Here is a 23,916-nt window from a genome sequence, read left to right on the forward strand (position 1 = left end):
ATTGAAGAGCCGGACCTGTGCAGCAATACTCATCTGAGTCGCTTGTGCTGGAGATCACAGCACGTGTCAATGTGGACACTGAGGAGAACCATGAGCATTGAGCAAGGCCTGGCGAACGACGCCGGGCATGCACCCAAGGGAACGGGCCTGAAGAAGATTGTTGCCGCCTCCATGGTGGGCACGGTGGTGGAATGGTACGAATTCTTCCTGTACGCCACCGCGGCCACCCTGGTCTTCGGCAAGTACTTCTTCCCCGCCACAGGCAACGACCTGGACGGGATCATCCAGGCGTTCCTGACCTATGCCGTGGGCTTCATCGCCCGCCCGCTGGGCGGCATCGTCTTTGGCCAGATCGGCGACAAGCTGGGCCGGAAGCCCACGCTGCAGCTCACCATCATCATCATCGGCGTTTCCACGTTCCTGATGGGGTGCCTGCCGGGCTTCGCCGACATCGGGTACCTGGCCCCCGCGCTGCTGGTGGCCCTGCGCTTCATCCAGGGCTTCGCGCTGGGCGGCGAATGGGGCGGTGCCGTGCTCCTGGTGGCCGAACACAGCCCCAACAAGACCCGCGCCTTCTGGTCCAGCTGGCCCCAGGCGGCCGTCCCGGTGGGCAACCTCCTGGCCACCCTGGTGCTGTACATCATGTCCACCACCCTGAGCAGCGAGGCCTTCCTCGGTTGGGGCTGGCGCGTGGCGTTCTGGCTCTCCGCAGTGATCGTCTTCGTGGGCTACTACATCCGCACCAACGTCAGCGAATCGCCCATCTTCCTCGAAGCCAAGGAACTGGTGGAGAAGGAACAGGCCGTCAGCTACGGCGTCTTCGAGGTCCTGCGCAAGTACCCCAAGGGCATCTTCCAGGCCATGGGCCTGCGGTTCGCGGAAAACATCATGTATTACCTGGTGGTCAGCTTCGCGATCGTGTACCTCAAGAGCGTGCACAAGTACGACACTTCCTCGCTCCTGCTGGCGCTGCTGATCGCGCACCTCATCCACTTCGCCATCATTCCGCAGTACGGCCGCCTCGCGGACCGGATTGGCCGCAAGCCCGTTTACCTGGCCGGCGCCATCCTGGGTGCCACCTGGCCGTTCTTCGCCTTCCCGATGTTCGATACCAGGAACGCCGTTGTCATCGTCCTGGCCGTGACCATCGGCCTGTGCCTGCACGGCCTGATGTATGCGGGCCAGCCCGCCATCATGGCCGAGATGTTCCCCACCCGCATGCGGTACTCCGGCGCATCCCTCGGCTCGCAGGTGACGTCCATCTTCGCCGGTTCGCTGGCGCCGCTGCTGGCCACCCAGTGGCTGAAGGACACGGGTTCGTGGCTGCCCACCGCCATCTACCTGGTGGTGGCCTGTGCCATCACCACGGTGGCCGTGCTAAGCCTGAAGGAGACCAAGGGCATTGCCCTGGAGGACGTGGACCAGGAAGACGCGGCCCGCGAGGGGCTGCTGACCGCTGGACGCCGCTGACCTGGCTGTTGGGTTGACCCGGCCGCTGGACCGTCCGGGCGCGCAAGTCGTTGGCTGTACACAAGGAGAACTGGAATGGACAACACGTTGAATGGACGCAAGGCGCTGGTCACCGGCGGTGCCAGCGGAATCGGGGCCGCCTGCGTGCGCGCACTGGCGGCGCGCGGAGCGAAAGTGGTGGTGGCCGACGTCGATGCCGCCGCCGCATCGTCCCTCGCCGATGAGGTGGGCGGCAGCGCCTGGGAAGTGGACCTGGTGGACGTCGACGCCCTGGCCGGGCTGAGCCTTGACTGCGACATCCTGGTCAACAACGCCGGCATCCAGCGCATCAACCCCATCGAGGAGTTCGATCCCGCAGACTTCCGCCGGCTTATCAGCCTGATGCTGGAGGCCCCGTTCCTGCTCATCCGGGCTGCCCTGCCGCACATGTACGCCAACAAGTTCGGCCGCGTCATCAACGTGTCCTCGGTTCATGGACTGCGCGCCTCTCCGTTCAAAAGCGCGTATGTCTCGGCCAAGCACGGCCTGGAAGGGCTCAGCAAGGTGACCGCGCTTGAAGGGGGACCGCACGGTGTTACGTCGAACTGCGTCAACCCCGGATACGTGCGCACGCCTTTGGTGGAGAAGCAGCTCGCGGACCAGGCCAAGATGCACGGCATCCCGGAGTCCGAGGTCCTGGCGAAGGTGATGCTCACCGAAGCCGCCATCAAGCGCCTGGTGGAGCCGGACGAGGTGGCGTCCCTGGTGGCCTGGCTGGCGTCCCCGGACGCCGGCATGGTCACCGGCGCCAGCTACACCATGGACGGTGGCTGGTCGGCCCGTTAGTACTTCAGTCCAGGGGTTTGACCAGCCGGTGGTCAAAGAAGAAGACGCCGTACGGGGTCTTCACTCCCACTGACCGGCGGTCCTGCCACACGACGACCCCTTCGCGCCTGCCACTGAAGGGGTCGTCGCCTATAACGGTGTCCCCTACCCGGTAAGGGCAGCGGGGGCCGAAAACCGTCAACGTGCGGCCCCATGCCCCGGAAAGGGCGGACCCCAGGCTGACGGGCCGGCCCATGCCGGAAAGATCCTGTGCGTAGTCCCTGGCCATGTGACCAACTCCTTCAAGCGGCAGCCTGCCGCCTGCTAACGGTGCTGGTTGGCCGAATGCTCCCAGCGGAGGATGGTCCTCCCATTCCGGCCGCCACCGTACGGCTACGCTAAGCGCTATTCACACCAGTAACACCAGTAACAGGTACTCATTTTCCGGTGCTGCGACTACTTGGCCGGGACGGCCCCGTTGATGATCTCTTCGGCGTGGTCAAAAGCCCAGGCCGCCAGAGGCACCAGCAGCGCACTCAGTTCGTAGCCCCGGTCGGTGAGGCTGTAGTCCACCCGGGGCGGAATGACAGGCTGGGCTTTCCTGCTGACCAGGCCGTCGCGCTCCAGGGTCTTCAGCGTCTGTGCCAGCATCTTCTCGCTGATGCCCTCGGCCCGCCGCCGCAGGTCGCTCCACCGCTGTTCGCCCTCCGACAGGGCAATGAGGAGCAGGACGCCCCACTTGCTGGTGACGTGGTCGAGCAGTGTCCGGCTGGGGCACCCAGCCGGGAACACGCCGTCGTCGAAGGCCATGGGCAGGAGAGCGGCTCGCATGCCACCAGCTTACTCCAGGGTCAGTACCTTACTTCAAAGTGCGTACTCCCTTTTGGGAAGTTATCCGCCGACGGGCCGGTTGTGCCCTTCGACAGAGCAAAATCCCGAAAGGAATCATCGTGAGCATTGTTGTTACAGGCGCCACTGGCCAGTTGGGCCGCCACGTTCTTGAAGCACTCCTGGAGCGTGGGGTGGCGGCCGGGAATATTGTCGCGGCCGGCCGGTCCGTGGAGAAGCTGGCGGACTTCGTGGAGCGCGGGGTACGCGTACAGCCGATGGACTACGCCGACGCCGGATCGGTTGCCGCTGCCTTGAAGGGCGCCAGGCGGGTGCTCCTGATCTCCGGCAGCGAAGTGGGACAGCGGGTTGACCAGCACCGCACCGTTATCGAAGCGGCCAAGGCCGAGGGCGTGGAGCTGCTGGCCTACACCAGCATCGCCAACGCGGACACCACGTCCATGTTGCTGGCCGACGAGCACAAAGCCACAGAGGCGCTGCTGCGTGAGTCAGGGGTTCCGTTCGTGCTGCTGCGCAACGGTTGGTACCTGGAAAACTACACGGAGCAGCTGCCCGGAACCCTTGCGCAGGGCGCTGTTGCGGGAAGCGCCGGTGACGGCAAGGTCAGCGGCGCTGCCCGGGCCGACTATGCCCAGGCGGCTGCCGCGGTTTTGGTGGCCGACGGCCAGTCCGGCAAGGTTTACGAGCTTGGCGGCGACGAGGCCTTCAGCATGGCGGACCTCGCTGCGGAGATCAGCGCGGCCACCGGGAAGGCCGTCAGCTACAACGACCTGCCCGCGGGGGACTATGCGGAACTGCTCGCGTCCGTGGGTGTGCCGGAAGCCTTTGCGGAGATCCTGGCGGATTCCGACATGGGCATTGCGCGCGGCGACCTCCTGGTCAGCACCGGCGACCTCCGGCGGCTGATCGGCCGCCCGACGACGTCCCTCGGCCAGGCGGTGCGGGCCGCCGCTGCTGCCGCGTAGGGCAGCCGAACTGAAAGGTGCCCGTCCCCATATAGGGGCCGGGCACCTTTTTCTCTGTCTCTTAGGCGGGCTGGGACGTTGTTCGCTGCGCCGGTTGTGCTTCGCTCGGACTACTTAACGAGGTCGTTGGTGTAGGTCTCGGAAAGCTTGATCTCCTTGTTTCCCACATCCGGATTGGCTACCTGCTGGGTCTTCAGGACTGCCTGGACCCCGTCGTCGGTAAAAGTGCCGTCCTTGCTCAAAGTTTTCTTGAGGTCATCGATGACTTTGGCGTAGAGATCCTTGTCGCCGCCGGCAAAGCTTTCCGGCATTTTGGCTGCGATTTCTGCCCCCGAATGCCCGTTGATGTACTCCAGGGTCCGCTTGATGGCCTTGGCCAGCTTGGCGGCGGTGTCCTTGTTCTGGTTGAGCCAGTCAGTCTTGGCGTACAGGCAGGCGGAAGGCCAGGAATCGGTGGCGAACACTTCCTTCAGGCCCTCGGAGCTGCGGACATCCTCCAGGACCACCGGATTGTGGCCGATGCGCTTGGTGAGCACCGAGACGTCCGGTTCGAGCATCACGGCGGCGTCGACCTGCCCCTGCTCAACAGCGGCAACTGCGGATGATCCGGCACCGATGGCGGAAACAGCGGCATCAGACTGCTGCATGTTGTTCTTCGCCAGCAGGAACTTCACGAACATGTCGGTGGAAGAACCCGGAGCTGTGACGCCCACGTTCCTGCCCTTCAGGTCCGCGATGGATTTGATCTGGCCTTCGTTCTTCGGGGACACCAACAGGGCCAGGCCGGATGACTGGCCCATGTCCACGAAAGCCTTGATCTGCTGGTTCTTGGCCTGCATCTGGATAGTGTGCTCGTAATACCCGCTGGTCACGTTGGTGCTGCCGCCGATCATGGCGGTCAGGGCCTTGGAGCCGCCTTGGAGGTCCTGAAGCTCAACGTCCACGCCCTCATCCTTGTAGTACCCAAGTTGCTGGGCCAGGGTGGTCGGGAGGTAAGTCAGGAGGGTCTGCCCGCCGACGCCAATGACCACCTTGCCGCCCCCGCCGCCGGCTGCGGCCGATCCGCTTTGGCCCGGGGGTGCGGCCGCGGGTGCGCCACAGGCGGAGAGCGCCAGGGCAACCGACGCAATCAGGGTCAGTGGCCGGAGGAGGACCCGGCCACGGTGCCGGGTTGCTTTCTGTGTCATGAGTCTCCCTTTCAGGCGGGTTGTTGAGTTTCAGCGCAGGTAAAGCAGCTCTTGGGCCGGTCGGGGTCAGGGGTCAGGAAGACCGGACCAGGCGCCACCTGAGCAGGTGCCGCTCCAGGCGGTTGACGAGGAGGTCGATGATCAGGACGACGATCATGAGGATGAACATCCCCGCAAACACGCCCTTGGTGTCGAACACGCCCTGGGCCTGGGCGATGGCATATCCGACGCCTCCCGACGCGCCAAGGTACTCGCCCACCACTGCGCCGGTGATGGCGAAGCCGACGCTGATATGCAGGCTGGAGAAGATCCAGGTCAGGGCGCTGGGGATGAAGACGTGGCGCAGGAGCTGCTTTTCGCTGGCCCCCAGCATCCTGGCGTTGTCCACCAGGACCCGGTCCACGCTCTTGACCCCTTCCAGGGTGTTGAAGAAGACGATGAAGAACACCAGGGTGAAGCCGAAGGCGACCTTGGACCAGATGCCAAGGCCGAACCACAGCAGGAAAATCGGAGCCAGGACCACGCGCGGGAGCGCATTGAACATCTGGAGGAAGGGGTCCAGCAGCCGCTCAAGGAAGCGGACGCGGGCGAGGATAAAGCCCAGGAGGAGTCCGACGGCGGCTCCCACCAGGAAGGCGAGGATGGCTTCCTGCATGGTCACCCAAAGGTGGGGGAACACGAACCCTGAGGACACCCAGAGCCATACGGTCTGGAAGATGTCCGATGGGAGGGGGAAGAAGAATTCGTCGATCACCCCGGCCCGTCCCATGACCTCCCACGCTCCCAGGACGAGAACCGTGAGGAGGAGCTGGATGCTCCGCATGGCCAAGGGTGACATTTCTCCCCGGCGGGCCGGCCGGCTGGCGGGCCTGCGGTCCTGGGTGCCGCCGGGAGAGCCGTTCCCGCGGGACCCGGGCCTCCGTGAACCGAGTATGGTCACGCCGCTTCACCTTCCTCCGCCATAGCGTTTTCGTAGGTCTTTGAAACTTCGACTTTCAGGCGGCCCCAGATCTCGCGGTGCAGCGCCACAAACCGGGGGTCGTCACGGATATCCAGCAGGTCGCGCGGGCGGGGGATGTCGATTTGGTAGCTTCCCACCACCGTGCTCCCGGGGCCCGCTCCCAGAATGACCACTTCATCGGACAATGCGATCGCTTCGTCGAGGTCGTGGGTAATGAATACCACTGCCTTGCCGGATTCCTGCCAAAGCTGCAGGAGTTCGTTTTCCATGATCTGGCGGGTCTGGACGTCGAGGGCTGAAAATGGCTCGTCCATGAGGAGAATGTCCGGGTTCACGATCCAGGCCTGTGCGATGGCCGTGCGCTTGCGCATGCCGCCGCTGAGCTGGTGCGGGTAGCGGTCCGCGAAGTTCTTGAGGCCCACCTTTTCGAGCCAGCGCCGCGATTCCGAGTGGGCCTCCGCCTTGGAGACGCCGGCCATGGTCAGGCCCAGGCTGACGTTGTCGATGACCGTTTTCCACGGCAGCAGGGCGTCCTGCTGGAACATGTAGGACGCCCGGCGGTTCACTCCCGCCACCGGCTCTCCGAAGCTCTTGACCTCTCCGAAGCTGGGAGTCAGAAGCCCTGCTGCCATGTTCAGGATGGTGGACTTGCCTGATCCCGTCGGGCCGACGATCGAGACGAAGCGGCCGGGTTCCACCTTCAGGTCAATGTCGCGGACTGCGAAGTAGGTCTCGCCCCCGGATGTTGGAAATTGTTTGGTGCACCCGGTGAGCTCCACGGCATATCCGGACGTGGCTGGCTGTGCAGCTGGCATCTTTGCCTCTTCCCGGCCAACTCCGGCCGTTTGTTTCCCCCTGTTGGTCCACGCTGTCGGAACGAAAGTGGTGCATCGGTCCGCGTCCGGAGACCTGCGTGCGGCCTCTGGTGGTGTTACTCGTGCAGGTCCTTCCTGCCACATCGTGGGTTCTCCATCATGATGTGGACCTGATGCTAACAGTTACTTCGGTCACACTCAACGACCCCTCGGCTCATACACTTTCCCCATGAGCTCCAGCGAAACGTCGGCCACGCCCCTGTTGGTCCTGCGGAAGATCACTGCCATCCTCGATGCTTTCTCCCTCGCGCAGCCCGAGCTGTCGCTGGCCGAGATCCGATCCAGCACCGGGGTACCGCACTCCACCGTCCAGCGCCTTGTGGCGAACATGGTGCAGGAAGGGATTCTGGACAGGCACGGAGACCGGTACCGGGTGGGGGTGCGGATGGCCCACTGGGCGGCACCGGCTACCCAGGGGCTGGATTTCCTGGAGCTGCTGACGCCCGTGCTGCGAAGGCTTCGTGACGAGCTGGGCGAGACTGCCTGCATCTTTCGTGAATCCCAAGGGAAACGTGTTTGCATCGCCCTTGCCGAGACCCGCCGCATGCTCCGGCGGGCGGTAAGTGTCGGTGAAATCATGCCGCTGCACGTGGGTGCGGCGGGGCGGGTCCTGCTGGCCTGGAATCCGGAAGTTGCCGAGCGGGTGTACCGGTCGGGCCTGGCATCACTGACCGACCAGACCATCACCGATGCCGCGAGCCTGGAAGAATCGGTCGCCAAAGCCCGCGCGGACGGCTTCGCCATCACCACCGGTGAGCGCGTGTCCGGCGCCAGCGGCATCTCGGCGCCGATTTTCGGCCCACAGGGCGAACTCTTCGGCGCTCTTACGGTGATGGGGCCGGCCCTGAGGATGCCCTTCGAAGTCTGCGCGTCCTGGGTGGAACAGGTGCTGGCGGCCGCGGAAGAGGGCACCAGGGTCATCGGCGGCACCATCCCGCAGTAGCGACAATTTCACCTCCCTCTATCCACATTGTGAATTTAGGTCCACAATATGAGTTGTCGTGCCAACGATGCTTTGCGATCCCACGGCAGGCCGGGCAACGCGGCCCGGGCACCGGTTGCCGTCAGAACAGGAGTCCAAAAGATGGTGGAAACTTCCCAGACCGCACCCCCTGACGGCATGCGCGCCGGGCAGAACGCAGACGCTGGACCTGGCGGACGGTCGTGGACAGGGCCCGGCGCTGCACCTGCCCCTGGCGCTGCCATGGAAAAGGCCGGCGGCCCGTTGACCGGCGTGCGTGTCCTGGAGCTCGGATCACTTATCGCAGGCCCGTTTGCAGGACGGCAGCTCGCAGACTTCGGCGCGGAGGTCATCAAGATCGAGTCTCCCGACCGTCCCGACCCCATGCGGGAATGGGGGCGCGCCCGGATGCATGGCCACACGCTCTGGTGGTCGGTCCAGTCCAGGGGGAAGAAATGCGTGACGCTGGACCTCAAGTCGCCCCGCGGACGTGAACTGTTCCTGGAACTCTGCAGGGAAGCCGACGTCATCCTCGAGAATTTCCGCCCTGGAACACTCGAAAAACTGGGGCTCGCCCCCGACGTGCTTTGGCAAGGCAACCCAGGCCTGGTCATCGCCAGGGTTTCCGGCTACGGCCAGACCGGACCTGATGCCAACAAACCGGGTTACGCGTCCGTGGCCGAGGCCCGCGGCGGCCTGCGCCACCTCAACGGCTACCCGGACCAGGCTCCGCCACGGACGGGCATTTCGCTGGGGGACAGCCTGGCGTCGCTCTATGCGCTGCAGGGAATCCTGCTGGCCTTGTATTGGCGGGATGCCAGGGGAGGGACGGGGCAGGTCGTGGACGTGTCCCTTGTTGAGGCATGCTTTTCCCTCCTGGAAAGCGCCGTTCCCGATTATGCGGCTCAAGGTATTGTGCCCGGCCCCAGCGGTTCCGGGCTGAAGGGCATAGCGCCGTCGAATATCTTCCGCTCCAGCGACGGAAAGTGGGTGGTGATCGCTGCCAACCAGGACTCTGTGTTCGTGCGGCTGGCTGCTGCAATGGGCACCCCGGAGCTGGCTTCCGACCCCCTCTACAGCAACCATGCTTCCCGGGGAGTCAACCAGGAGGCGTTGGAACAACTGATCGCCGAATGGGCGGCACGCTTCAACCACTCGGAACTGGTGGCGTGCCTTGACCGGCACGCTGTTCCCAACAGCACTGTGAGTACCATCGAGGACATCTTCGAAGACCCCCAGCTCCGGGCGCGCGGGATGCTGGTTGAAGTTCCCGATGAACAGTTGGGGGCGGTGGTCCAGCCGGGCGTCATCCCCAAGCTGTCCCGGACCAGCGGCGGCATCGCGTGGAACGGGCCGCTGTCACCTGGCTCCCACAACAGCGACGTCTACGGGGGTCTGCTCAAACTGAACGGCGAAGAACTGCAGCATGCCAAGGACGAAGGTGCCATCTGATGAACGGAATTGCGGGAACCGGTACTCGCGGAGATTCAGTCTCCATCGTTGACGTCAGTCCCCGGGATGGGCTGCAGAATGAAAAGATTCCGGTCAGCACCCACGACAAGCTGCGCCTAATCAACGATCTGATTGCCCTGGGCGCCAGGCGGATTGAAGCCGTGAGCTTCGTCAACCCCAAAAAAGTTCCGCAAATGGCGGATGCCGATGCCGTCATGGCCGGGGTGCCGCGGGATGCCGGCGCCAGCTACATCGGCCTGGTTCTGAACACCCGCGGTGCGCACAGGGCCGTTGACGCGGGCGTGGACGAGATCAACTACGTCCTGCCCGTGACCGATGCCTTTGCCGCAGCCAACCAGAACACGACTGTCGCCGCCGCCCTGGACGCGCTGGAAGAAGTATCCGGAATCGCCGCCGCTGCCGCCATTCCCGTCACGGTTACGGCCGCCGTAGCTTTCGGTTGTCCGTATCAGGGTGACGTGCCTGGAGCGCAAGCTCTTTCGGTGGTCCGCAGGGCACTGCAACGAGGTCAGCTGGCCGAGGTTGCCTTGGCGGACACCATCGGCTGCGCCGTCCCATGGCAGGTCAACGAGGTCTTTGCTGCCCTGGCATCCGAAACGGGTGTGCCGCTGAGGGCCCACCTGCACGAAACGCGACACACTGCACTGGCAAACACCTATGCGGCCATGGCAGCCGGCGTCAGGGTCTTTGACAGTGCCGTGGGAGGCCTGGGCGGATGCCCGTTCGCCCCCGGCGCGGCCGGCAATATCTCCACGGAAGACTTGGTGTGGATGTTGGAACGGGCAGGGTTTGCCACGTCGATGGATCCGCTGGCAGCCACCGAACTGGGGCGCTGGATCTGCGCCAAAGTAGAGACGGCCCCGCGCTCAGGGCTCGCCGGCGCAGGAGTGTTCCCCAAGGCTGCCTAGGCCCGGGGGAACACTCTGCGCCAAACGCCGCAACGGCGGAGTTGCAGTGACGCTTTCCTCAGCCCCGCCTGCTTCCGGCCGAAGCCTTTGTCCCTGCGGTCCCGACCACCTGCAGCGGCGAGGTCTCGTCCTCAAGGTGGGGCCGCCGTCGTCCGTCACCCTTGATCCAGAGGCGGTAGGCCAGGACCTGCAGCCCCAGCCACACGGCGCCCACGTACAGCGCGATCCGGGTGTCCTCGAAGGCGCCCAGGACGGCGATCACCAGCGCCATGAACGCGATGGTCAGGACTGACGCGGCCGGCCACCACGGCGAGGGGAATTCCGACGCCGGCAGTCCCTTCCTTGCGATTTCCCGCTTCATGGCCACGTGGGACGCCAGGATCATCACCCACACCCAGACGGTAGCGAAGGTGGCGATGGAGGCAATAACGAGGAACACGTCTTCGGGGATGACGGCGTTGAGGACCACGCCCACCAGCAGGATCCCGGCCATCATGACCACGGTCATCCAGGGGACACCTTGCCGCGAGACCTTCCCGAAGGCGGCGGGCGCGTGGCCCTGGTTGGAGAGTCCGAAGAGGATGCGGCCAGCGCCGAAGATGTCGCTGTTGATCGCCGACAGCGCTGCCGTGATGACCACGGCGTTGAGGATGTGCGGTGCTGCGGGAATGCCCAGGCTGCTGAAGATCTGCACGAAGGGGCTGCCGCTGGTGCCTACCTGGTCCCACGGGAAGAGGCTCATCAGGACGCCCAGGGTGAGGACGTAGAACAGCAGCACGCGCACCGGGACGGTATTGACGGCCTTTGGGATGACCTTCTTGGGGTCGGCTGCCTCGCCGGCCGTGATGCCCAGGGTCTCGATCCCGCCGAAGGCGAACATCACCACGGCGAAGGATGCCAGCAGCCCGTCGAAGCCGTTGGGGAACAGCCCGCCGTGCCCAGCCAGGTTGCCAAGGCCGGGCGCCACGGTGGAGTCCGCGGCCTGGAAACCGAACACGATGATTGCCGCGCCGCCGGCGATCATGGCGACGATGGCCGCTACCTTGACCAGCGAGAACCAGAACTCCAGCTCGCCGAAGACCTTGACGCTGAGCAGGTTTAGCGCGGCCAGGAAGCAGATGACGGCCAGGATCCAGATCCACCGGTCAACCTGCGGGAACCAGAATCCCATATAGATGCTGAACGCGGTGACGTCGGCAATGGCGACAATGGCCATCTCGAACACGTACGTCCAGCCGGTTACGAACCCGGCGAGGGGCCCAAGGTAGCGGCCTGCGTACTGGCTGAAGGAGCCGGACACCGGGTGCCGCACCGCCATCTCGCCCAGGGCCCGCATCACCATGAACACCGCGGCGCCGCCGATAATGTAGGTCAGCAGGACGGCCGGTCCTGCTTTCTGGATGGCGGAGGCGGAGCCGTAGAAGAGGCCCGTGCCGATGGCCGAGCCCAAGGCCATAAAGCGGATGTGCCGGACATTGAGCCCCCTGTTGAGGACTTGTCCGACGACGGCTGCCGGCTTTTGCGTTTCCACCGGACTTTGCATCCGGGTTGGAGTGGGTTGCATAGAGTTACCTTCTCGTCTTTGGGAGGGAGCCGCTAACCAGCAGACCATTTCCAGGCCCTTCGTGATGAGGCTCACGAAGGCTTGGTGTCTTCGGTTCCAGACTGTCCGCAGTGCAATTACGCGTCGGATAGGTTCTTGCGCTGCGCAGTTTCCTTTTCGCGCGGGGTATTAGGGGTGCGAAAAGTAGGTTGCGCAGCGTATATGCGTACGACGGCGGCACGCGGGCTTTTAAGGGTGGGCCACCGTGGCGCCGGGTGGCTTTGGCGGCTAATGGCTCCGGTTTCAATGTCAGTGGGTCGCGCGATGATGTCGGTATGGGAAACAGCGGTGGTGTTGGGGTGGCGTTGGAGGGTGTTCAAGCCGCCGTCGCTGCCTGGATGCACTGGACCGAGAGGACGCGTTCCTGGCCGCCGGGGTCGGCGTTAGTGCTGATGTTGACGTGTTGCAGCGGCGGTATGAGCTCCGGCTGGAACGGCTGGAGCTCGTTGCCCGGTTGGAGGCGCAGCTCGCCGCGGTGAAAGCACTGGATGCTGCTGAGGCAGTGGAGTTCCAGCAGGCGATGACCCCGCCGGACGCGTCCGTGGATGACCGCACCTACGCGGAAATGTCCGTGGTGGAGGAGATCGCCGGGGTCCTCACCATCAGTTCCGCGGCCGCGGGCGCCCTGGTGGAGCAGTCCCGCCGGATCTGCTCCCTGCCGCCGGTGTCCGAGGCCCTCTCCGCCGGAACCATGTCGTGGCAGCATGCCCGGATCGTCGCCGACGAAACCGAGAGCCTCACCGCTGAGGATGCGGCGTCTTTGGTGGCGCATTTCTTCGACCCTGCCGCGCCCAATGCTGCCCGCGGCGCGGCCCCCGGCGAGCTGGTCCCGTCCCGGTTCCGGGCCAAGGTCCGTGGGTGGCGGGAACGCCATCATCCGGAATCGATCGAGAAGCGCCATGTAAAGGGTGTGGCGGATCGGCGGATGGAATACACCCCGGACAAGGATGGCATGGCATGGGTCTCCCTCTACCTTCCCGGGGACACCGCGTGCGCGATCTGGAACCGGACCACCGCGACCGCCCGCGGCCTCCAGTGCCCCGGCGAAGAGCGCACGCTCACCCAGCTCCGCCCCGACATCGCCGCATCCCTGCTGCTCGGCGCCGGCAATGCTCTTGGCGGGGAGAGTGGCGCGGGACCCGCAGGAGTCACCGCCATCGGGAAAGTCCCCACGTCGAGGGCCGATGTCCTGGTCACCGTGCCGGTGTTCGCCCTCCTCGGGCTCACCGACGAACCCGCAACCCTGGACGGTCTCGGGCCGATTCCGACGTCCATGGCCCGCAAACTCGTCGCCGGTGGGGCGGAGTCGTTCTACCGGGTCCTGGTCGACCCGCGGGACGGTGCGCCGCTGGAGATCGGCAGGAAGAACTACCGGCTCACCCCGGCCATCAAACGCTGGATCAGGCTGCGCGATGCCCAATGCACGTTCCCCGGGTGCACCAACCGCACTCCCGACAACGAAACAGACCACCTCCAAGCGTGGGAACACGGCGGCACCACCAACGTCAGCAACCTGGCACAGCTCTGCCGTAAGCACCACCGGCTCAAACATCACAGCCAATGGATCCCCGACCCGGCCACCAAGGATGAGCCGCCAGGCTGGACCTCACCCACAGGGCGCCACTACAACCCCGAACAGCAGGACTCAGAACCAGCCCGCTGGCCGCAATGGCTCCCGACTTCGTTCCGCGGCGCCTCGGAACGCGAAACCTCAATAGGAGCAACCGAGGCGGCGGACGTGTGCGCGCTTGAAGACATCGGCTTTGTTGAGGAGCTTGGTGTCCCCGACGACCCCGGCCCACTGGAAGGTCAGCTTCCTGCCGACCCTTTTCCGGAGTGGAACCTGTTTTTGGACTTCGTAGAGCTGGAGGCGCCCGTTCTCTCGTGCTGAGGCGCGGAGGCGGGCTGCGGGACGACGCCTGGTGCCGGTGTTCGGCATTGCTGGCTCGCTGGAATGCGCCATGTCTGGTATTCGAGACACGACAAAGGACGATGGATCACGAACGGCGCCACCCAGGGCGCAAGCTTAAGTACGGGATACCGGACACAGCTATCGAGAAGGACCGTTCCTGCCCATGAGCACTGCACTAAGCACCCATTCGTCGGAACCCCGCGCCGCGGCCAAGGTGCCGTCAAAGGTCCCCGCCGCGGAAAACACCCTGCGCATTCTCAAGCTGCTGGCATCCAGGCGCGGGCCCATGGCGGCCTCCCAGATCGCCTCCAGCCTGGACCTGCCCCGCTCCAGTGTGTACCACCTGCTGGGGGTCATGGAGGCGAATGGCTTTGTCCTTCACCTCCACGAGGAGCAGCGCTATGGCCTGGGCATCAGCGCCTTCGAACTCAGTTCCGCCTACTCCCGCCAGGAACCGCTGTCCCGGCTGGGCCGCCCCCTGCTCGCGAGCCTGGTGGACGCCATCGGCGAAAGCGCGCACCTTGCCGTGCTCCATGGAAGGGACGTGTTGTACATCGTGGAGGAGCGGGCCAAGAACCGCCCCTCCTTGGTGACCGACGTCGGCGTCCGGCTTCCCAGCCATCTCACGGCCAGCGGCAGGGCCATCCTTGCAGCGCTGCCCAAGTCGCAGGTCCGTGCGCTCTACCCGAACGCCGCCGCCTTCAGTGCCCGGCATGAGGTGGAGGGCGCCATCATGAAGTACTCGTCGCTCTCCTCGCACCTGGACCGGGTGCGGCAGCGCGGATACGCCACCGAACACGGTGAGGTCACCCCCGGCTTCGGATCCATCGCCGCCGCCGTCACCGACCACACGGGCTGGCCCACCGCCGCTGTCGCGGTCACCTTCCTGGAAGACAAGCTGGCCCCGGAGGAATGGCCGGCGCTGGCAGCCCGGGTCCAGAAGGCGGCGGATGAACTTTCGGTCCGGATCCACGGACGCCCCACCAAGTAACGCCGTGAACCGCGATCCGGGCAACAGGCCCGGATCGCGTCTGGCATCCCGGACAGCTCCCCGCCAAAAGCCCTGTGAAGGGCGGTTCCAAAGGGCTTTAGTGGATACAGAACTTCTTTCCTCCAACAGACAACACAAGAAGGAGCCCACCATGGCACCCGCCGATTTCACCACCGGTGCCCGCCCGGTCAAAGCAGCCCGCGGCACCGAGCTCACCGCCAAGTCCTGGCAGACCGAAGCGCCCCTGCGCATGCTGATGAACAACCTGGACCCCGAGGTCGCCGAGCGTCCGGATGACCTGGTGGTCTACGGCGGCACGGGCCGGGCCGTCCGCTCCTGGGCCGCGTTCGACGCCATTACCCGCACGCTGGAATCCATGGAAAAGGACGAAACCCTGCTGGTCCAGTCCGGCAAGCCCGTGGGTGTTTTCCGGACCAACGAGTGGGCGCCCCGCGTGCTGCTGGCGAACTCCAACCTGGTGGGCGACTGGGCCACCTGGCCGGAATTCCGCCGGCTCGAGGCCGAGGGCTTGATGATGTACGGCCAGATGACCGCCGGTTCCTGGATCTACATCGGCACCCAGGGCATCCTGCAGGGCACGTTCGAAACCTTCGCCGCGATCGCCCGCAAACTCACCGGCGACGAGAACGGCACCCTCGCCGGCACCCTGACCCTGACCGGCGGCTGTGGCGGCATGGGCGGCGCGCAGCCGCTCGCCGTCACCCTCAACGACGGCGCCTGCCTGATCGTCGACGTCGATGAGTCCCGCCTGCGCCGCCGCGCCGGCAAGCGCTACCTGGACGAGGTGGAAACCGACCTCGACGCCGCCATCGCCAAGGTGCTCAAGGCCAAGGAGGAGCGCCGCGGCTGGTCCGTGGGCTACGTGGGCAACGCCGCCGAAGTCTTCCCCGAGATCCTGCGCCGCCACAAGGCCGGCGAGCTGACGGTGGACATCGTCACCGACCAGACCTCCGCCCACGATCCCCTGTCCTACCTGCCCGAAGGCATTTCCGTGGACGAGTGGCACCGCGAGGCAGAGGCTGATCCTGAAGGGTTCACCAAGAAGGCCCAGGCATCCATGGCCCGGCACGTCCAGGCCATGGTGGAATTCCAGGATGCCGGCGCCGAGGTGTTCGACTACGGCAACTCCATCCGCGACGAAGCCCGCAAGGGCGGCTACGCCCGGGCCTTCGAGTTCCCCGGCTTCGTCCCCGCCTACATCCGGCCCCTGTTCTGCGAAGGGCTTGGCCCGTTCCGCTGGGTTGCCCTGTCCGGTGACCCGGAGGACATCCGGGTGACGGATGAAGCCATCAAGGAGCTCTTCCCGGAGAACAAGCACCTGCACCGCTGGATTGACGCCGCCCAGGAACGGGTCGAGTTCGAGGGCCTGCCGGCGCGCATCTGCTGGCTCGGCTACGGTGAACGGGCCAAGGCCGGCCTGCTGTTCAACCAGCTGGTCAAGGAGGGCAAGGTCAAGGCGCCCATCGTGATCGGCCGCGACCACCTGGACTCCGGCTCCGTCGCCTCCCCGTACCGCGAGACCGAGGCCATGGCTGACGGCTCGGACGCGATCGCCGACTGGCCGCTGCTGAACGCGCTGCTCAACACCGCGTCCGGCGCCACCTGGGTCTCCCTCCACCACGGCGGCGGCGTCGGCATCGGCCGCTCCATCCACGCCGGCCAGGTCTCGGTCGCCGACGGCACAGACCTCGCAGCCGAAAAGCTCGAGCGCCTCCTCACCAACGACCCCGGCATGGGCGTCATCCGCCACGCCGACGCCGGCTACGACCGCGCCGTCGAAGTCGCCAAGGAACGCGGCGTCCGCATCCCCATGAACGAAGGCAACTAATCATGACCACGATTACCCACGAACCGCTCACTGTCACCCTCGGGTCGGCCGGCGTCACGCCCCAGGATGTTCTCGCCGTCGCGCGCCACGGCGCAAAGGTCACCATCGCCCCGGATGCACTCGAAACCGTGGCCAACGTCCGTGCCCACATCGACAGCCTGGCCTCCAGCGACACGCCTGCCTACGGCATCTCCACCGGCTTCGGCGCTTTGGCCAACCGCCACATCCCGGGCGGGCTGCGCACCCAGCTGCAGAAATCGCTGATCCGCAGCCACGCGGCAGGCATGGGCCCGGCAGTTGAACGGGAAGTGGTCCGCGGCATCATGTTCCTGCGCGCCAAGACCCTCGCCTCCGGCCGCACCGGCGTCCGCCCCGTGGTCCTGCAGACCATGGTGGACGTCCTCAACGCCGGCATCACCCCGGTGGTCCGCGAGTTCGGTTCGCTGGGCTGCTCAGGTGACCTGGCGCCGCTGTCGCACTGCGCCCTGGTCCTGATGGGTGAGGGTGAAGCGGCAGGGCCCGACGGCGTCACGTACGGCGGGCGCGGCGAGCGGCCCGTCGCCGAGCTGCTTGCAGAGCACGGCATAGAGCCGGTCACCCTGGCTGAGAAGGAAGGGCTGGCGCTGGTGAACGGCACCGAGGGCATGCTGGGGATGCTCCTCATGGCCATCGCGGACCTGCGCCAGCTGCTGGCGACGGCGGACATCACCGCCGCGCTGAGCGTGGAGGCACTGCTGGGCACCGACCAGGTGTTCCTGCCCGAGCTGCACGCCGCGCTGCGGCCGCACCCGGGCCAGGCGGCCAGTGCCGACAACATGCTGCGTGTGCTCTCGGATTCGCCCATTGTGGCCTCCCACAAAGTGGGGGATTCAAGGGTCCAGGACGCCTACTCCCTGCGCTGCGCCCCCCAGGTGGCCGGCGCCGTCCGCGACACCGTGGACCATGCCGAGCTGGTGGCCACCCGGGAACTGGCGGCAGCCATCGACAACCCGGTGGTGCTCCCGGACGGCCGCGTCAGCTCCAACGGCAACTTCCACGGCGCACCCGTGGCATACGTCCTGGACTACCTGGCCATCGCCGTGGCGGACCTCAGCTCCATGGCCGAACGCCGTACCGACCGGATGCTGGATCCTGCCCGCTCGCACGGCTTGCCGGCGTTCCTGGCTGCGGATCCCGGCGTGGACTCGGGCCTGATGATCGCCCAGTACACCCAGGCCGGGCTGGTCTCGGACAACAAGCGGCTGGCCGTTCCGGCATCCGTGGACTCCATTCCGAGCTCGGCCATGCAGGAGGACCACGTGTCCATGGGCTGGCACGCGGCGCGGAAGCTGCGCAAGGCCGTGGAGAACCTCCGGCGCGTCCTGGCCATCGAACTGGTGACCTCGGCCCGGGCCCTGGACATCCGCACCCAGCTCTCGGGCGGCGTGCTGACCCCAGGGCCGGCCGGAACCGCCGTGGTGGCAGCGCTCCGCGAGGTGGTGGAGGGGCCGGGCACGGACCGTTTCCTGTCCCCGGAACTGGAGGCGGCTGACCGGCTGGTCGCCTCAGGTGACGTTCGTGCGGCGGCCGAATCCGCCGTCGGGCCGCTTGCCTGAAACCGAAGGATCTTCAGGGCCTGCTGCGCCTGCGTCCGCAGTGCGGAATATCCGGCGCCACGGCACGCCTTGGCTCCGGGAGTGTAGTAGAACTGAAGATGTAGTGAAAGTCACATCAACGAGGCTGTGGCGGCAGAACGATACAAAGGGGTAGAAGTTCAAATGAAAGCACGTGGGGCAGTCCTGTCGAGGCGCAATGCCCATTCCGCCGCGGTTTCCAACTGGAGGGCCCTCCAGGCCGGGGACCGTGTCGAGATCATCAAGCATGCGCATGTGGTGGCTGCGGGGGAGGTGGAAGAGGTGTCGCAGAGCGGCAACGTCCTCTGGCTGGTGCCGGCGGGCCCGTCAGGTCCGGCGGAGAAGCAGCTTTTCCTGAAATCCGACGGCGTGCAGGTCCGCCGCGGCTGACGGTCCGGCCGGGAAGAACCCGAGCAACAAAAAATCCCCGCACTCCCAATGGGAGGGCGGGGATTTTTTGTGGTCTTGGTCAGGCGGCGATGGACTCGTAGGTTTCGCCGAAGGGGACCGATTCGTCCAGGGCCACCGTGTAGCGTCCCGGGTGCAGCCTGGTGACCAGGATTCCGCAAGCCGCGTCCTTGGCTGCAACTTCGATCAGTTCTGCCACCGCCTCTTCCAGTCCGGCGTGGACCTCGCCGGCGCTGGAAAACTCCAGGCTGATGGACCGCGGGGCAGGTCCTTCGGCGGTCTGGGCGGCGGGAACGCGCTCCAAGAGGGCTGTAGTCATGTACTGAACTTTCTGTGTTTCGTGCCAGTATGGCTTCACCATTCTACCGACTGAGGACGCTATACGTCAGATGACTGCCCTTTGGCTGGCTGCTGAAGCGGTCACAAAGCGTTCCGTTCCGGACGCCGGTCCTTATCGAGGACCATGGAAGTGGGCGTCCGGAGGGCCCGGAAATCCCATCGACACAGCTGAGGAGAACACGGTATGAAGATCATGCGCCTGGGTGAAAGCGGCCACGAGCAGCCCGCCGTGCTGGTCACCTCCCCGGAGGGCCCTGACCGGTACTTCAGCCTGCTGCCCCTCACTGCCGACGTGGACGGCGCCTTCCTTGCTGACGGCGGCCTGGAAAAGGCCCGGAAGGCGCTCGAAGCAGGGGAACTGCCGGTCCTGGACGGCGCTGCTGCGCTGCGGGTTGGTTCCCCTGTGGCCCGGCCCGGCTCAGTGGTTGGCATCGGGATGAACTACGCCGCCCACGCCGCGGAATCGGGAGCGGAGCCGCCCACCATTCCCGTGGTCTTCCTCAAGCCGAGCAACACCGTCACGGGCCCGTTCGACCCGGCCCCGCTTCCGCCCCGCTCCACGCAATACGACTGGGAGGTGGAGCTGGGGATCGTGATCGGCAAGGAGGCAAGCTACCTTGGCTCGCCGGACGAAGCTGCCGGCTGCGTAGCCGGCTACGTCACTGCCAATGACTTTTCCGAAAGGGAGTACCAGCTGCCGGGCGCTGCCGGCCAGTGGACCAAAGGCAAATCGCTGCCCGGATCCACGCCCCTGGGTCCGTGGCTGGTACCGGCGGACCAGATCGACGGCGGAAACCTGAGGCTGCGCAGTTGGGTGAACGGTGAGCCGCGGCAGGACTCAACGTCGGCGGAGCTCATTTTCGATGTGCCCACCCTGATCCACCACTGCAGCCAGTACATGCGGCTCGAACCGGGCGACGTGATCCTCACCGGAACTCCGCAGGGGGTGGCCTTAAGCGGCCGTTTCCCCTATCTCCAGCCCGGCGACGTGGTGGAGGTAGAGGTGGAGGGCCTGGGCCGCCAGCGCCAGGAGCTGTTCCGGACGCGGGCGGCCTCCACGGCTTAGTCCGCCTTTACGGCCAGGACAGGGCAGTCCGCTTCCAGCAGGATGCGCTGGGACGTGCTGCCCATGATCAGCTTCCCTACCGGGGTGCGGCGGCGCAGGCCGATCACAATCAGGTCGGCGTTGTGTTCCTCGGCGGCATCCAGCACCTCAGCTGCGGCGTCGTGGCCGCGGACCGGACGTTTGACCAGGTACTGGATCCCCTGGCTGGCCAGCCGCTGCTCGATGTCCTGGATGTCCCGGTCCTGGGCGAAGCGGGTGTCCACGGTGGTCTCGCCCTTGGAGGAGTTGATCAGCACCAGGGTGCTGTTGCTCTTCCGGGCTTCGGTGATGGCCTGGGTCAGGGCAGCTTCGCCCTCGGGGGTCGGGACGTATCCCACAACGACCGTCATGGTGTCTCCTTGCTTCTGCTCGATGTGCGTGGATGGCTTTGGTGCGGCTGCTTAGTCACTGTAATCCGCTGCACCCGAGTTGGCCGGGAGCAGCGGCCTGCGCTCCGGACGGTTGCGGCGGTACACCTTGTAGGCAAAGGGCCAGAGCAGGATGAGGCCAATAATGACATAGATGCCGACGGCGATCGGCTCACCCATGAGCCCTGCCGGGTCGCCTGCGCTCAGCTGCAGGGTCTTGCGGAGCTGCCCTTCGATCCGCGGGCCCAGGATCACGCCCAGGATCAGCGGCAGCACGGGAAGCCCGAAGCGCCGCATCATGAAGCCGAGTGCGCCCAGGACCAGCAGGATCACCAGGTCGAACGCCTGCAGGTTGACTGAGTAGGCGCCCAGCGTGGCGAAGAACAGGATGCCCGCGTACAGGTACGGGCGTGGCAGCTGCAGCAGCTTGGCCCACAGCGGTGCCAGCGGCAGGTTGATGATCAGGAGCAGCAGGTTGCCGATGAACAGGCTGGCGATCAAGGCCCACACCAGGGGCCCCTGGCTTTCGAAGAGCTGTGGACCCGGCTGGATCCCGTAGCTGGTGAAGGCGGCCAGCATCACGGCTGCGGTGGCATTCGTGGGCAGTCCCAGCGCCAGCATGGGGGTCAGCGTCCCGGCGGCCGCAGCGTTGTTGGCTGCTTCCGGACCGGCCACGCCTTCAATGGCGCCCTTGCCGAACTCTTCCGGGTGCTTGCTGAGGCGCTTTTCCGTCACGTAGGACAGGAACGTGGGGATCTCTGCGCCACCGGCTGGCAGGGCGCCGAACGGGAAGCCGAAGGCGGTGCCGCGCAGCCACGGCTTCCAGGACCGCTTCCAGTCGGACTTGCCCATCCAGGGCTGGCCCACCGGGATGGCGTGCAGGGGAGTGCGGCGCAGGTGTGCCGCCACCCAGAGGGCCTCGCCCACGGCGAAGATGGCCACGGCCACCACCACGATGTCCAGGCCGTCCGCAAGGAGCGGCTGGCCGAACGTCAGGCGGCGCTGGCCGGTGACGGAATCCATCCCTACCAGGCCGATGGCCAGGCCGAGGCCCAGGGAGGCGAATCCGCGCAGCCGGGACGAGCCGAGCACGGCGGTGACGGCCAGGAGGGCCAGGACCATGATGGCGAAGTAGCTGGGGGCGCCCAGGCTGACGGCGAACTTCACCACGACCGGTGCGCAGACGGCCAGCAGGGCCGTGCCAATGGTGCCGGCCACGAACGAGCCGATTGCCGCCGTCGCCAGTGCCTGCGCCGCCCGGCCCGCCTTGGCCATCTTGTTGCCTTCGATGGCCGTGACCACCGACGACGATTCACCAGGGGTGTTGAGCAGGATCGAGGTGGTGGAGCCGCCGTACATGCCGCCGTAGTAGATGCCGGCGAACATGATGAAGGCGCTGGTGGGTTCCAGGGCGTAGGTGACGGGGAGCAGCAGGGCCACGGTCATGGCCGGGCCCAGGCCCGGGAGGACGCCGACGGCGGTACCCAGGATGACGCCGATCACGGCGTACAGGAAGTTCATGGGGGTGAGGGCGGTGGCGAAACCGTCCATCAGGGAGGACCAGACGTCCATTTACAGGATTCCTTCCAGGAGGCCGGCCGGCAGTGCAATGCCCAGGCCGAGGTAGAAGCCGTAGAAGGTCAGCAGGGACAAGGCAACGGAGATCAGCCCGTCCCGGACGTAGCGGCGGCTGCCGAGGGCCAGGACGCTGCCCCAGAACAGGACCGTTCCGGAGATCACCCATCCGGCCCAGTCGATGAGCAGGATGTTCAGGATGAAGGCTCCTGCCAGCGGGAGGACGGTCTTCCAGTCGGCGGGGTGGGTGAGGTCGACGTCTTCGCCGGCTTCCGCCTCGCCCTTGCCGCCGCGCAGGACGTTGAGTGCCAGCAGCACGGCGCAGACCACCAGCATTCCGGCCACGATGAACGGAACCGTCTTGGGCCCTACCGGATCGGATTTCGAATACGGGGTTGCCAGGCCGTTGGCGTCCAGAAAGACCAGGAAGCCGGCCGCCCCGAGCAGGAGGGCAACTCCCAGCTCGGAGCGGCCTTTGAGGCCTGTTGCCAGGGACGTCACGCCAGCCCGAGCTTGGTGAGGACGTTGGCTACGCGCTTGTCCTGCTCGGTGAGGAAGGTGGTGAACTGGTCGCCGGTGATGAAGGCATCGGTCCAGCTGTGAGTCTTCAGCGCTTCCTTCCAGCCGTCGGTGCCGTGCATCTTCTCCAGGGCCGCGATCAGGGCGGCCTTGTCCTTGTCGCTGATGCCCGGAGGGGCCACCACGCCGCGCCAGTTGGTGAACACCAGGTCGATGTTGGACTCCTTCAGCGTGGGTGAGTCCACACCGTCCAGGCGCTTCTCACCGCTGGTGGCCAGGACGCGGACCTCGCCGGATTCGATCTGCTTGAGGTACTCGCCGGCACCGGAGGCAGCGAAGCCGAGCTTGTTGCCGAGGATTGCGGGCAAAAGGTCGCCGCCGCCGTCGTACGCCACGTAGTTGACCTTGGTGGCGTCGATGCCCACGGCGCCGGCCAGCTGCATCGGCAGGAGGTGGTCCGGGCCGCCGGGGGAGGACCCGCCGCCAACGGCGATGGAGCCGGGATCGGCTTTCCATGCCTTCACCAGGTCGTCGATGGTCTTGAAGGGCGAATTCTTGCCCACCATGATGGCACCTGGTTCTTCGATCAGCCGGGCCAGCGGGGTGGTGTCGGTCAGCTTCGACTCGGACTTGTTGGTGTAGCTGGCGCCCACCACACCCAGGCCCATGAGCATGGCGAGGTCGCCGTTGCCCTTCTCGTTGACGATCCGGGCCAGTCCCACGGTGCCGCCGGCACCGGCAAGGTTGAACACTTCGGTGTTTGTGGAGATCTTTGCGTCGTCGAGCACCTTCGCTGCGGCTCGTGCGGTGGTGTCGTAGCCGCCGCCCGGGGTGTTGGGGACCATGATCTGCAGGCCGGTGATGGGACCGGCGGCGGCGCCGGAACTTTCCGTGCCGGTGGAGCTCTTGCTGGTGGCACCGCAACCGGTGGCCATCAGGGCGATGCCGGCGGCAATGGCGGCGACTCGCAATGCGCGGATCTGGCGCATGTATTCCTCTTCTCATCAAAATCTGATCAGCATCGGCTGACTCGTGGTTCCGATGCCTTGTGGTTCCGATGCTAGGGGCGGCAGTGACGCCGATCACTCTTGTGTACGCAGAGAAAGTTGTGTTCATTGCGTTCACGTTTCCGGCATCCCACAGCCGCCCTGCCGCTGGCTTTGGGATATAGTTCCCGGTAC

23 protein-coding genes are annotated in these 23,916 nt (G+C 65.9%); 12 read left to right on the forward strand and 11 right to left on the reverse strand.

The genetic code is table 11. The features are described from left to right. Positions 1-90: 90 nt before the first annotated feature. The gene (locus tag J2T23_RS11880) at positions 91-1,470 is read left to right on the forward strand and encodes an MFS transporter (protein ID WP_141183160.1); all 1,380 of its coding nucleotides are present in this window, start codon (positions 91-93) and stop codon (positions 1,468-1,470) included. A 75-nt stretch (positions 1,471-1,545) separates the two neighbouring features. Continuing rightward, a complete protein-coding gene (locus J2T23_RS11885; protein WP_307360191.1) occupies positions 1,546-2,295 on the forward strand; it encodes a 3-hydroxybutyrate dehydrogenase in 750 nt (249 codons plus the stop codon). 4 nt (positions 2,296-2,299) lie between these two features. On the opposite strand, the gene J2T23_RS11890 is transcribed toward J2T23_RS11885, so the two are convergent. Continuing rightward, entirely contained in the window at positions 2,300-2,563 is a 264-nt protein-coding gene (locus tag J2T23_RS11890) for a hypothetical protein (protein ID WP_307360194.1), read from the reverse strand. 167 nt (positions 2,564-2,730) lie between these two features. Continuing rightward, positions 2,731-3,105, reverse strand: a complete 375-nt coding sequence (locus J2T23_RS11895) for a winged helix-turn-helix transcriptional regulator (protein ID WP_307360196.1) — start codon at positions 3,103-3,105, stop codon at positions 2,731-2,733. 119 nt (positions 3,106-3,224) lie between these two features. On the opposite strand from J2T23_RS11895, the gene J2T23_RS11900 reads away from it, so the two are divergent. Beyond that, complete coding sequence (locus J2T23_RS11900; RefSeq protein ID WP_307360198.1) at positions 3,225-4,088, forward strand: SDR family oxidoreductase; 864 nt, start codon at positions 3,225-3,227, stop codon at positions 4,086-4,088. Between the two features lie 110 nt (positions 4,089-4,198). Here J2T23_RS11900 and J2T23_RS11905 read toward each other — a convergent pair whose 3' ends face one another. The 3 genes from J2T23_RS11905 to J2T23_RS11915 form a co-directional block, all read right to left on the reverse strand. After that, positions 4,199-5,275 carry an ABC transporter substrate-binding protein gene (locus J2T23_RS11905; RefSeq protein ID WP_307360201.1) on the reverse strand — a complete coding sequence of 359 codons (1,077 nt, stop codon included), beginning with the start codon at positions 5,273-5,275 and terminating at the stop codon, positions 4,199-4,201. A 73-nt stretch (positions 5,276-5,348) separates the two neighbouring features. Then, complete coding sequence (locus tag J2T23_RS11910) at positions 5,349-6,215, reverse strand: ABC transporter permease (protein WP_307360204.1); 867 nt, start codon at positions 6,213-6,215, stop codon at positions 5,349-5,351. Next, complete coding sequence (locus J2T23_RS11915) at positions 6,212-7,051, reverse strand: ABC transporter ATP-binding protein (RefSeq protein WP_307360206.1); 840 nt, start codon at positions 7,049-7,051, stop codon at positions 6,212-6,214. Before J2T23_RS11915 ends, J2T23_RS11910 begins: the two co-directional genes overlap by 4 nt. Before the next feature lie 229 nt (positions 7,052-7,280). On the opposite strand from J2T23_RS11915, the gene J2T23_RS11920 reads away from it, so the two are divergent. The 3 genes from J2T23_RS11920 (at position 7,281) to J2T23_RS11930 (ending at position 10,453) form a co-directional block, all read left to right on the forward strand. Continuing rightward, a complete protein-coding gene (locus tag J2T23_RS11920) occupies positions 7,281-8,054 on the forward strand; it encodes an IclR family transcriptional regulator (protein WP_307360209.1) in 774 nt (257 codons plus the stop codon). A gap of 141 nt (positions 8,055-8,195) precedes the next feature. Continuing rightward, entirely contained in the window at positions 8,196-9,524 is a 1,329-nt protein-coding gene (locus tag J2T23_RS11925; protein ID WP_307360211.1) for a CaiB/BaiF CoA transferase family protein, read from the forward strand. Continuing rightward, positions 9,524-10,453, forward strand: coding sequence for a hydroxymethylglutaryl-CoA lyase (locus tag J2T23_RS11930; RefSeq protein ID WP_307360213.1), 930 nt, complete (start codon positions 9,524-9,526; stop codon positions 10,451-10,453). The genes J2T23_RS11925 and J2T23_RS11930 overlap by 1 nt, the downstream gene beginning before the upstream one ends. A gap of 58 nt (positions 10,454-10,511) precedes the next feature. Here J2T23_RS11930 and J2T23_RS11935 read toward each other — a convergent pair whose 3' ends face one another. After that, positions 10,512-12,017 carry an amino acid permease gene (locus J2T23_RS11935; RefSeq protein WP_307360218.1) on the reverse strand — a complete coding sequence of 502 codons (1,506 nt, stop codon included), beginning with the start codon at positions 12,015-12,017 and terminating at the stop codon, positions 10,512-10,514. A 439-nt stretch (positions 12,018-12,456) separates the two neighbouring features. Here J2T23_RS11935 and J2T23_RS11940 point away from each other — a divergent pair, with 439 nt between their 5' ends. The 5 genes from J2T23_RS11940 (at position 12,457) to J2T23_RS11960 (ending at position 18,811) form a co-directional block, all read left to right on the forward strand. Then, on the forward strand, positions 12,457-13,947 hold the full coding sequence (locus J2T23_RS11940; RefSeq protein WP_307360220.1) for an HNH endonuclease signature motif containing protein: 1,491 nt from the start codon (positions 12,457-12,459) through the stop codon (positions 13,945-13,947). 184 nt (positions 13,948-14,131) lie between these two features. After that, entirely contained in the window at positions 14,132-14,959 is an 828-nt protein-coding gene (locus J2T23_RS11945) for an IclR family transcriptional regulator (protein WP_307360221.1), read from the forward strand. A gap of 151 nt (positions 14,960-15,110) precedes the next feature. Beyond that, a complete protein-coding gene (gene hutU / locus J2T23_RS11950; RefSeq protein WP_307360223.1) occupies positions 15,111-16,808 on the forward strand; it encodes a urocanate hydratase in 1,698 nt (565 codons plus the stop codon). A 2-nt stretch (positions 16,809-16,810) separates the two neighbouring features. Continuing rightward, positions 16,811-18,403 (forward strand): histidine ammonia-lyase, encoded by a 1,593-nt coding sequence (gene hutH, locus J2T23_RS11955; RefSeq protein ID WP_307360225.1) that lies wholly within the window; start codon positions 16,811-16,813, stop codon positions 18,401-18,403. Between the two features lie 162 nt (positions 18,404-18,565). After that, complete coding sequence (locus tag J2T23_RS11960; RefSeq protein WP_141158359.1) at positions 18,566-18,811, forward strand: hypothetical protein; 246 nt, start codon at positions 18,566-18,568, stop codon at positions 18,809-18,811. Between the two features lie 79 nt (positions 18,812-18,890). Here J2T23_RS11960 and J2T23_RS11965 read toward each other — a convergent pair whose 3' ends face one another. Then, positions 18,891-19,148, reverse strand: a complete 258-nt coding sequence (locus tag J2T23_RS11965; RefSeq protein ID WP_307360228.1) for a hypothetical protein — start codon at positions 19,146-19,148, stop codon at positions 18,891-18,893. A 204-nt stretch (positions 19,149-19,352) separates the two neighbouring features. Between J2T23_RS11965 and J2T23_RS11970 the strand changes: the two genes are divergently transcribed. Further along, on the forward strand, positions 19,353-20,234 hold the full coding sequence (locus J2T23_RS11970; RefSeq protein WP_307360231.1) for a fumarylacetoacetate hydrolase family protein: 882 nt from the start codon (positions 19,353-19,355) through the stop codon (positions 20,232-20,234). Here J2T23_RS11970 and J2T23_RS11975 read toward each other — a convergent pair. The 4 genes from J2T23_RS11975 to J2T23_RS11990 are packed head-to-tail and all read right to left on the reverse strand — an operon-like array spanning position 20,231 to position 23,724. Beyond that, complete coding sequence (locus J2T23_RS11975; RefSeq protein ID WP_141183171.1) at positions 20,231-20,623, reverse strand: universal stress protein; 393 nt, start codon at positions 20,621-20,623, stop codon at positions 20,231-20,233. The two genes, J2T23_RS11970 and J2T23_RS11975, sit on opposite strands and share 4 nt — an antisense overlap. Before the next feature lie 51 nt (positions 20,624-20,674). Beyond that, positions 20,675-22,213: a tripartite tricarboxylate transporter permease gene (locus J2T23_RS11980; RefSeq protein WP_141158355.1), complete on the reverse strand. Its 1,539-nt coding sequence runs from the start codon at positions 22,211-22,213 to the stop codon at positions 20,675-20,677. Then, positions 22,214-22,717: a tripartite tricarboxylate transporter TctB family protein gene (locus J2T23_RS11985; RefSeq protein ID WP_307360236.1), complete on the reverse strand. Its 504-nt coding sequence runs from the start codon at positions 22,715-22,717 to the stop codon at positions 22,214-22,216. Beyond that, the gene (locus tag J2T23_RS11990; protein WP_285247248.1) at positions 22,714-23,724 is read right to left on the reverse strand and encodes a Bug family tripartite tricarboxylate transporter substrate binding protein; all 1,011 of its coding nucleotides are present in this window, start codon (positions 23,722-23,724) and stop codon (positions 22,714-22,716) included. The genes J2T23_RS11985 and J2T23_RS11990 overlap by 4 nt, the downstream gene beginning before the upstream one ends. Positions 23,725-23,916 lie beyond the last annotated feature (192 nt).

The organism is Pseudarthrobacter niigatensis, from assembly GCF_030812615.1.
Classification (GTDB): Bacteria; Actinomycetota; Actinomycetes; order Actinomycetales; family Micrococcaceae; genus Arthrobacter; species Arthrobacter niigatensis.

Coding starts and splice junctions, on each gene's coding strand:
- J2T23_RS11880 (WP_141183160.1), top strand. CDS start 91: ATGAGCATTGAGCAAGGCCTGGCGAACGACGCCGGGCATGCACCCAAG.
- J2T23_RS11885 (WP_307360191.1), top strand. CDS start 1,546: ATGGACAACACGTTGAATGGACGCAAGGCGCTGGTCACCGGCGGTGCC.
- J2T23_RS11890 (WP_307360194.1), bottom strand. CDS start 2,563: ATGGCCAGGGACTACGCACAGGATCTTTCCGGCATGGGCCGGCCCGTC.
- J2T23_RS11895 (WP_307360196.1), bottom strand. CDS start 3,105: ATGCGAGCCGCTCTCCTGCCCATGGCCTTCGACGACGGCGTGTTCCCG.
- J2T23_RS11905 (WP_307360201.1), bottom strand. CDS start 5,275: ATGACACAGAAAGCAACCCGGCACCGTGGCCGGGTCCTCCTCCGGCCA.
- J2T23_RS11915 (WP_307360206.1), bottom strand. CDS start 7,051: ATGCCAGCTGCACAGCCAGCCACGTCCGGATATGCCGTGGAGCTCACC.
- J2T23_RS11920 (WP_307360209.1), top strand. CDS start 7,281: ATGAGCTCCAGCGAAACGTCGGCCACGCCCCTGTTGGTCCTGCGGAAG.
- J2T23_RS11925 (WP_307360211.1), top strand. CDS start 8,196: ATGGTGGAAACTTCCCAGACCGCACCCCCTGACGGCATGCGCGCCGGG.
- J2T23_RS11930 (WP_307360213.1), top strand. CDS start 9,524: ATGAACGGAATTGCGGGAACCGGTACTCGCGGAGATTCAGTCTCCATC.
- J2T23_RS11935 (WP_307360218.1), bottom strand. CDS start 12,017: ATGCAACCCACTCCAACCCGGATGCAAAGTCCGGTGGAAACGCAAAAG.
- J2T23_RS11945 (WP_307360221.1), top strand. CDS start 14,132: ATGAGCACTGCACTAAGCACCCATTCGTCGGAACCCCGCGCCGCGGCC.
- hutU (WP_307360223.1), top strand. CDS start 15,111: ATGGCACCCGCCGATTTCACCACCGGTGCCCGCCCGGTCAAAGCAGCC.
- hutH (WP_307360225.1), top strand. CDS start 16,811: ATGACCACGATTACCCACGAACCGCTCACTGTCACCCTCGGGTCGGCC.
- J2T23_RS11960 (WP_141158359.1), top strand. CDS start 18,566: ATGAAAGCACGTGGGGCAGTCCTGTCGAGGCGCAATGCCCATTCCGCC.
- J2T23_RS11965 (WP_307360228.1), bottom strand. CDS start 19,148: ATGACTACAGCCCTCTTGGAGCGCGTTCCCGCCGCCCAGACCGCCGAA.
- J2T23_RS11970 (WP_307360231.1), top strand. CDS start 19,353: ATGAAGATCATGCGCCTGGGTGAAAGCGGCCACGAGCAGCCCGCCGTG.
- J2T23_RS11975 (WP_141183171.1), bottom strand. CDS start 20,623: ATGACGGTCGTTGTGGGATACGTCCCGACCCCCGAGGGCGAAGCTGCC.
- J2T23_RS11980 (WP_141158355.1), bottom strand. CDS start 22,213: ATGGACGTCTGGTCCTCCCTGATGGACGGTTTCGCCACCGCCCTCACC.
- J2T23_RS11990 (WP_285247248.1), bottom strand. CDS start 23,724: ATGCGCCAGATCCGCGCATTGCGAGTCGCCGCCATTGCCGCCGGCATC.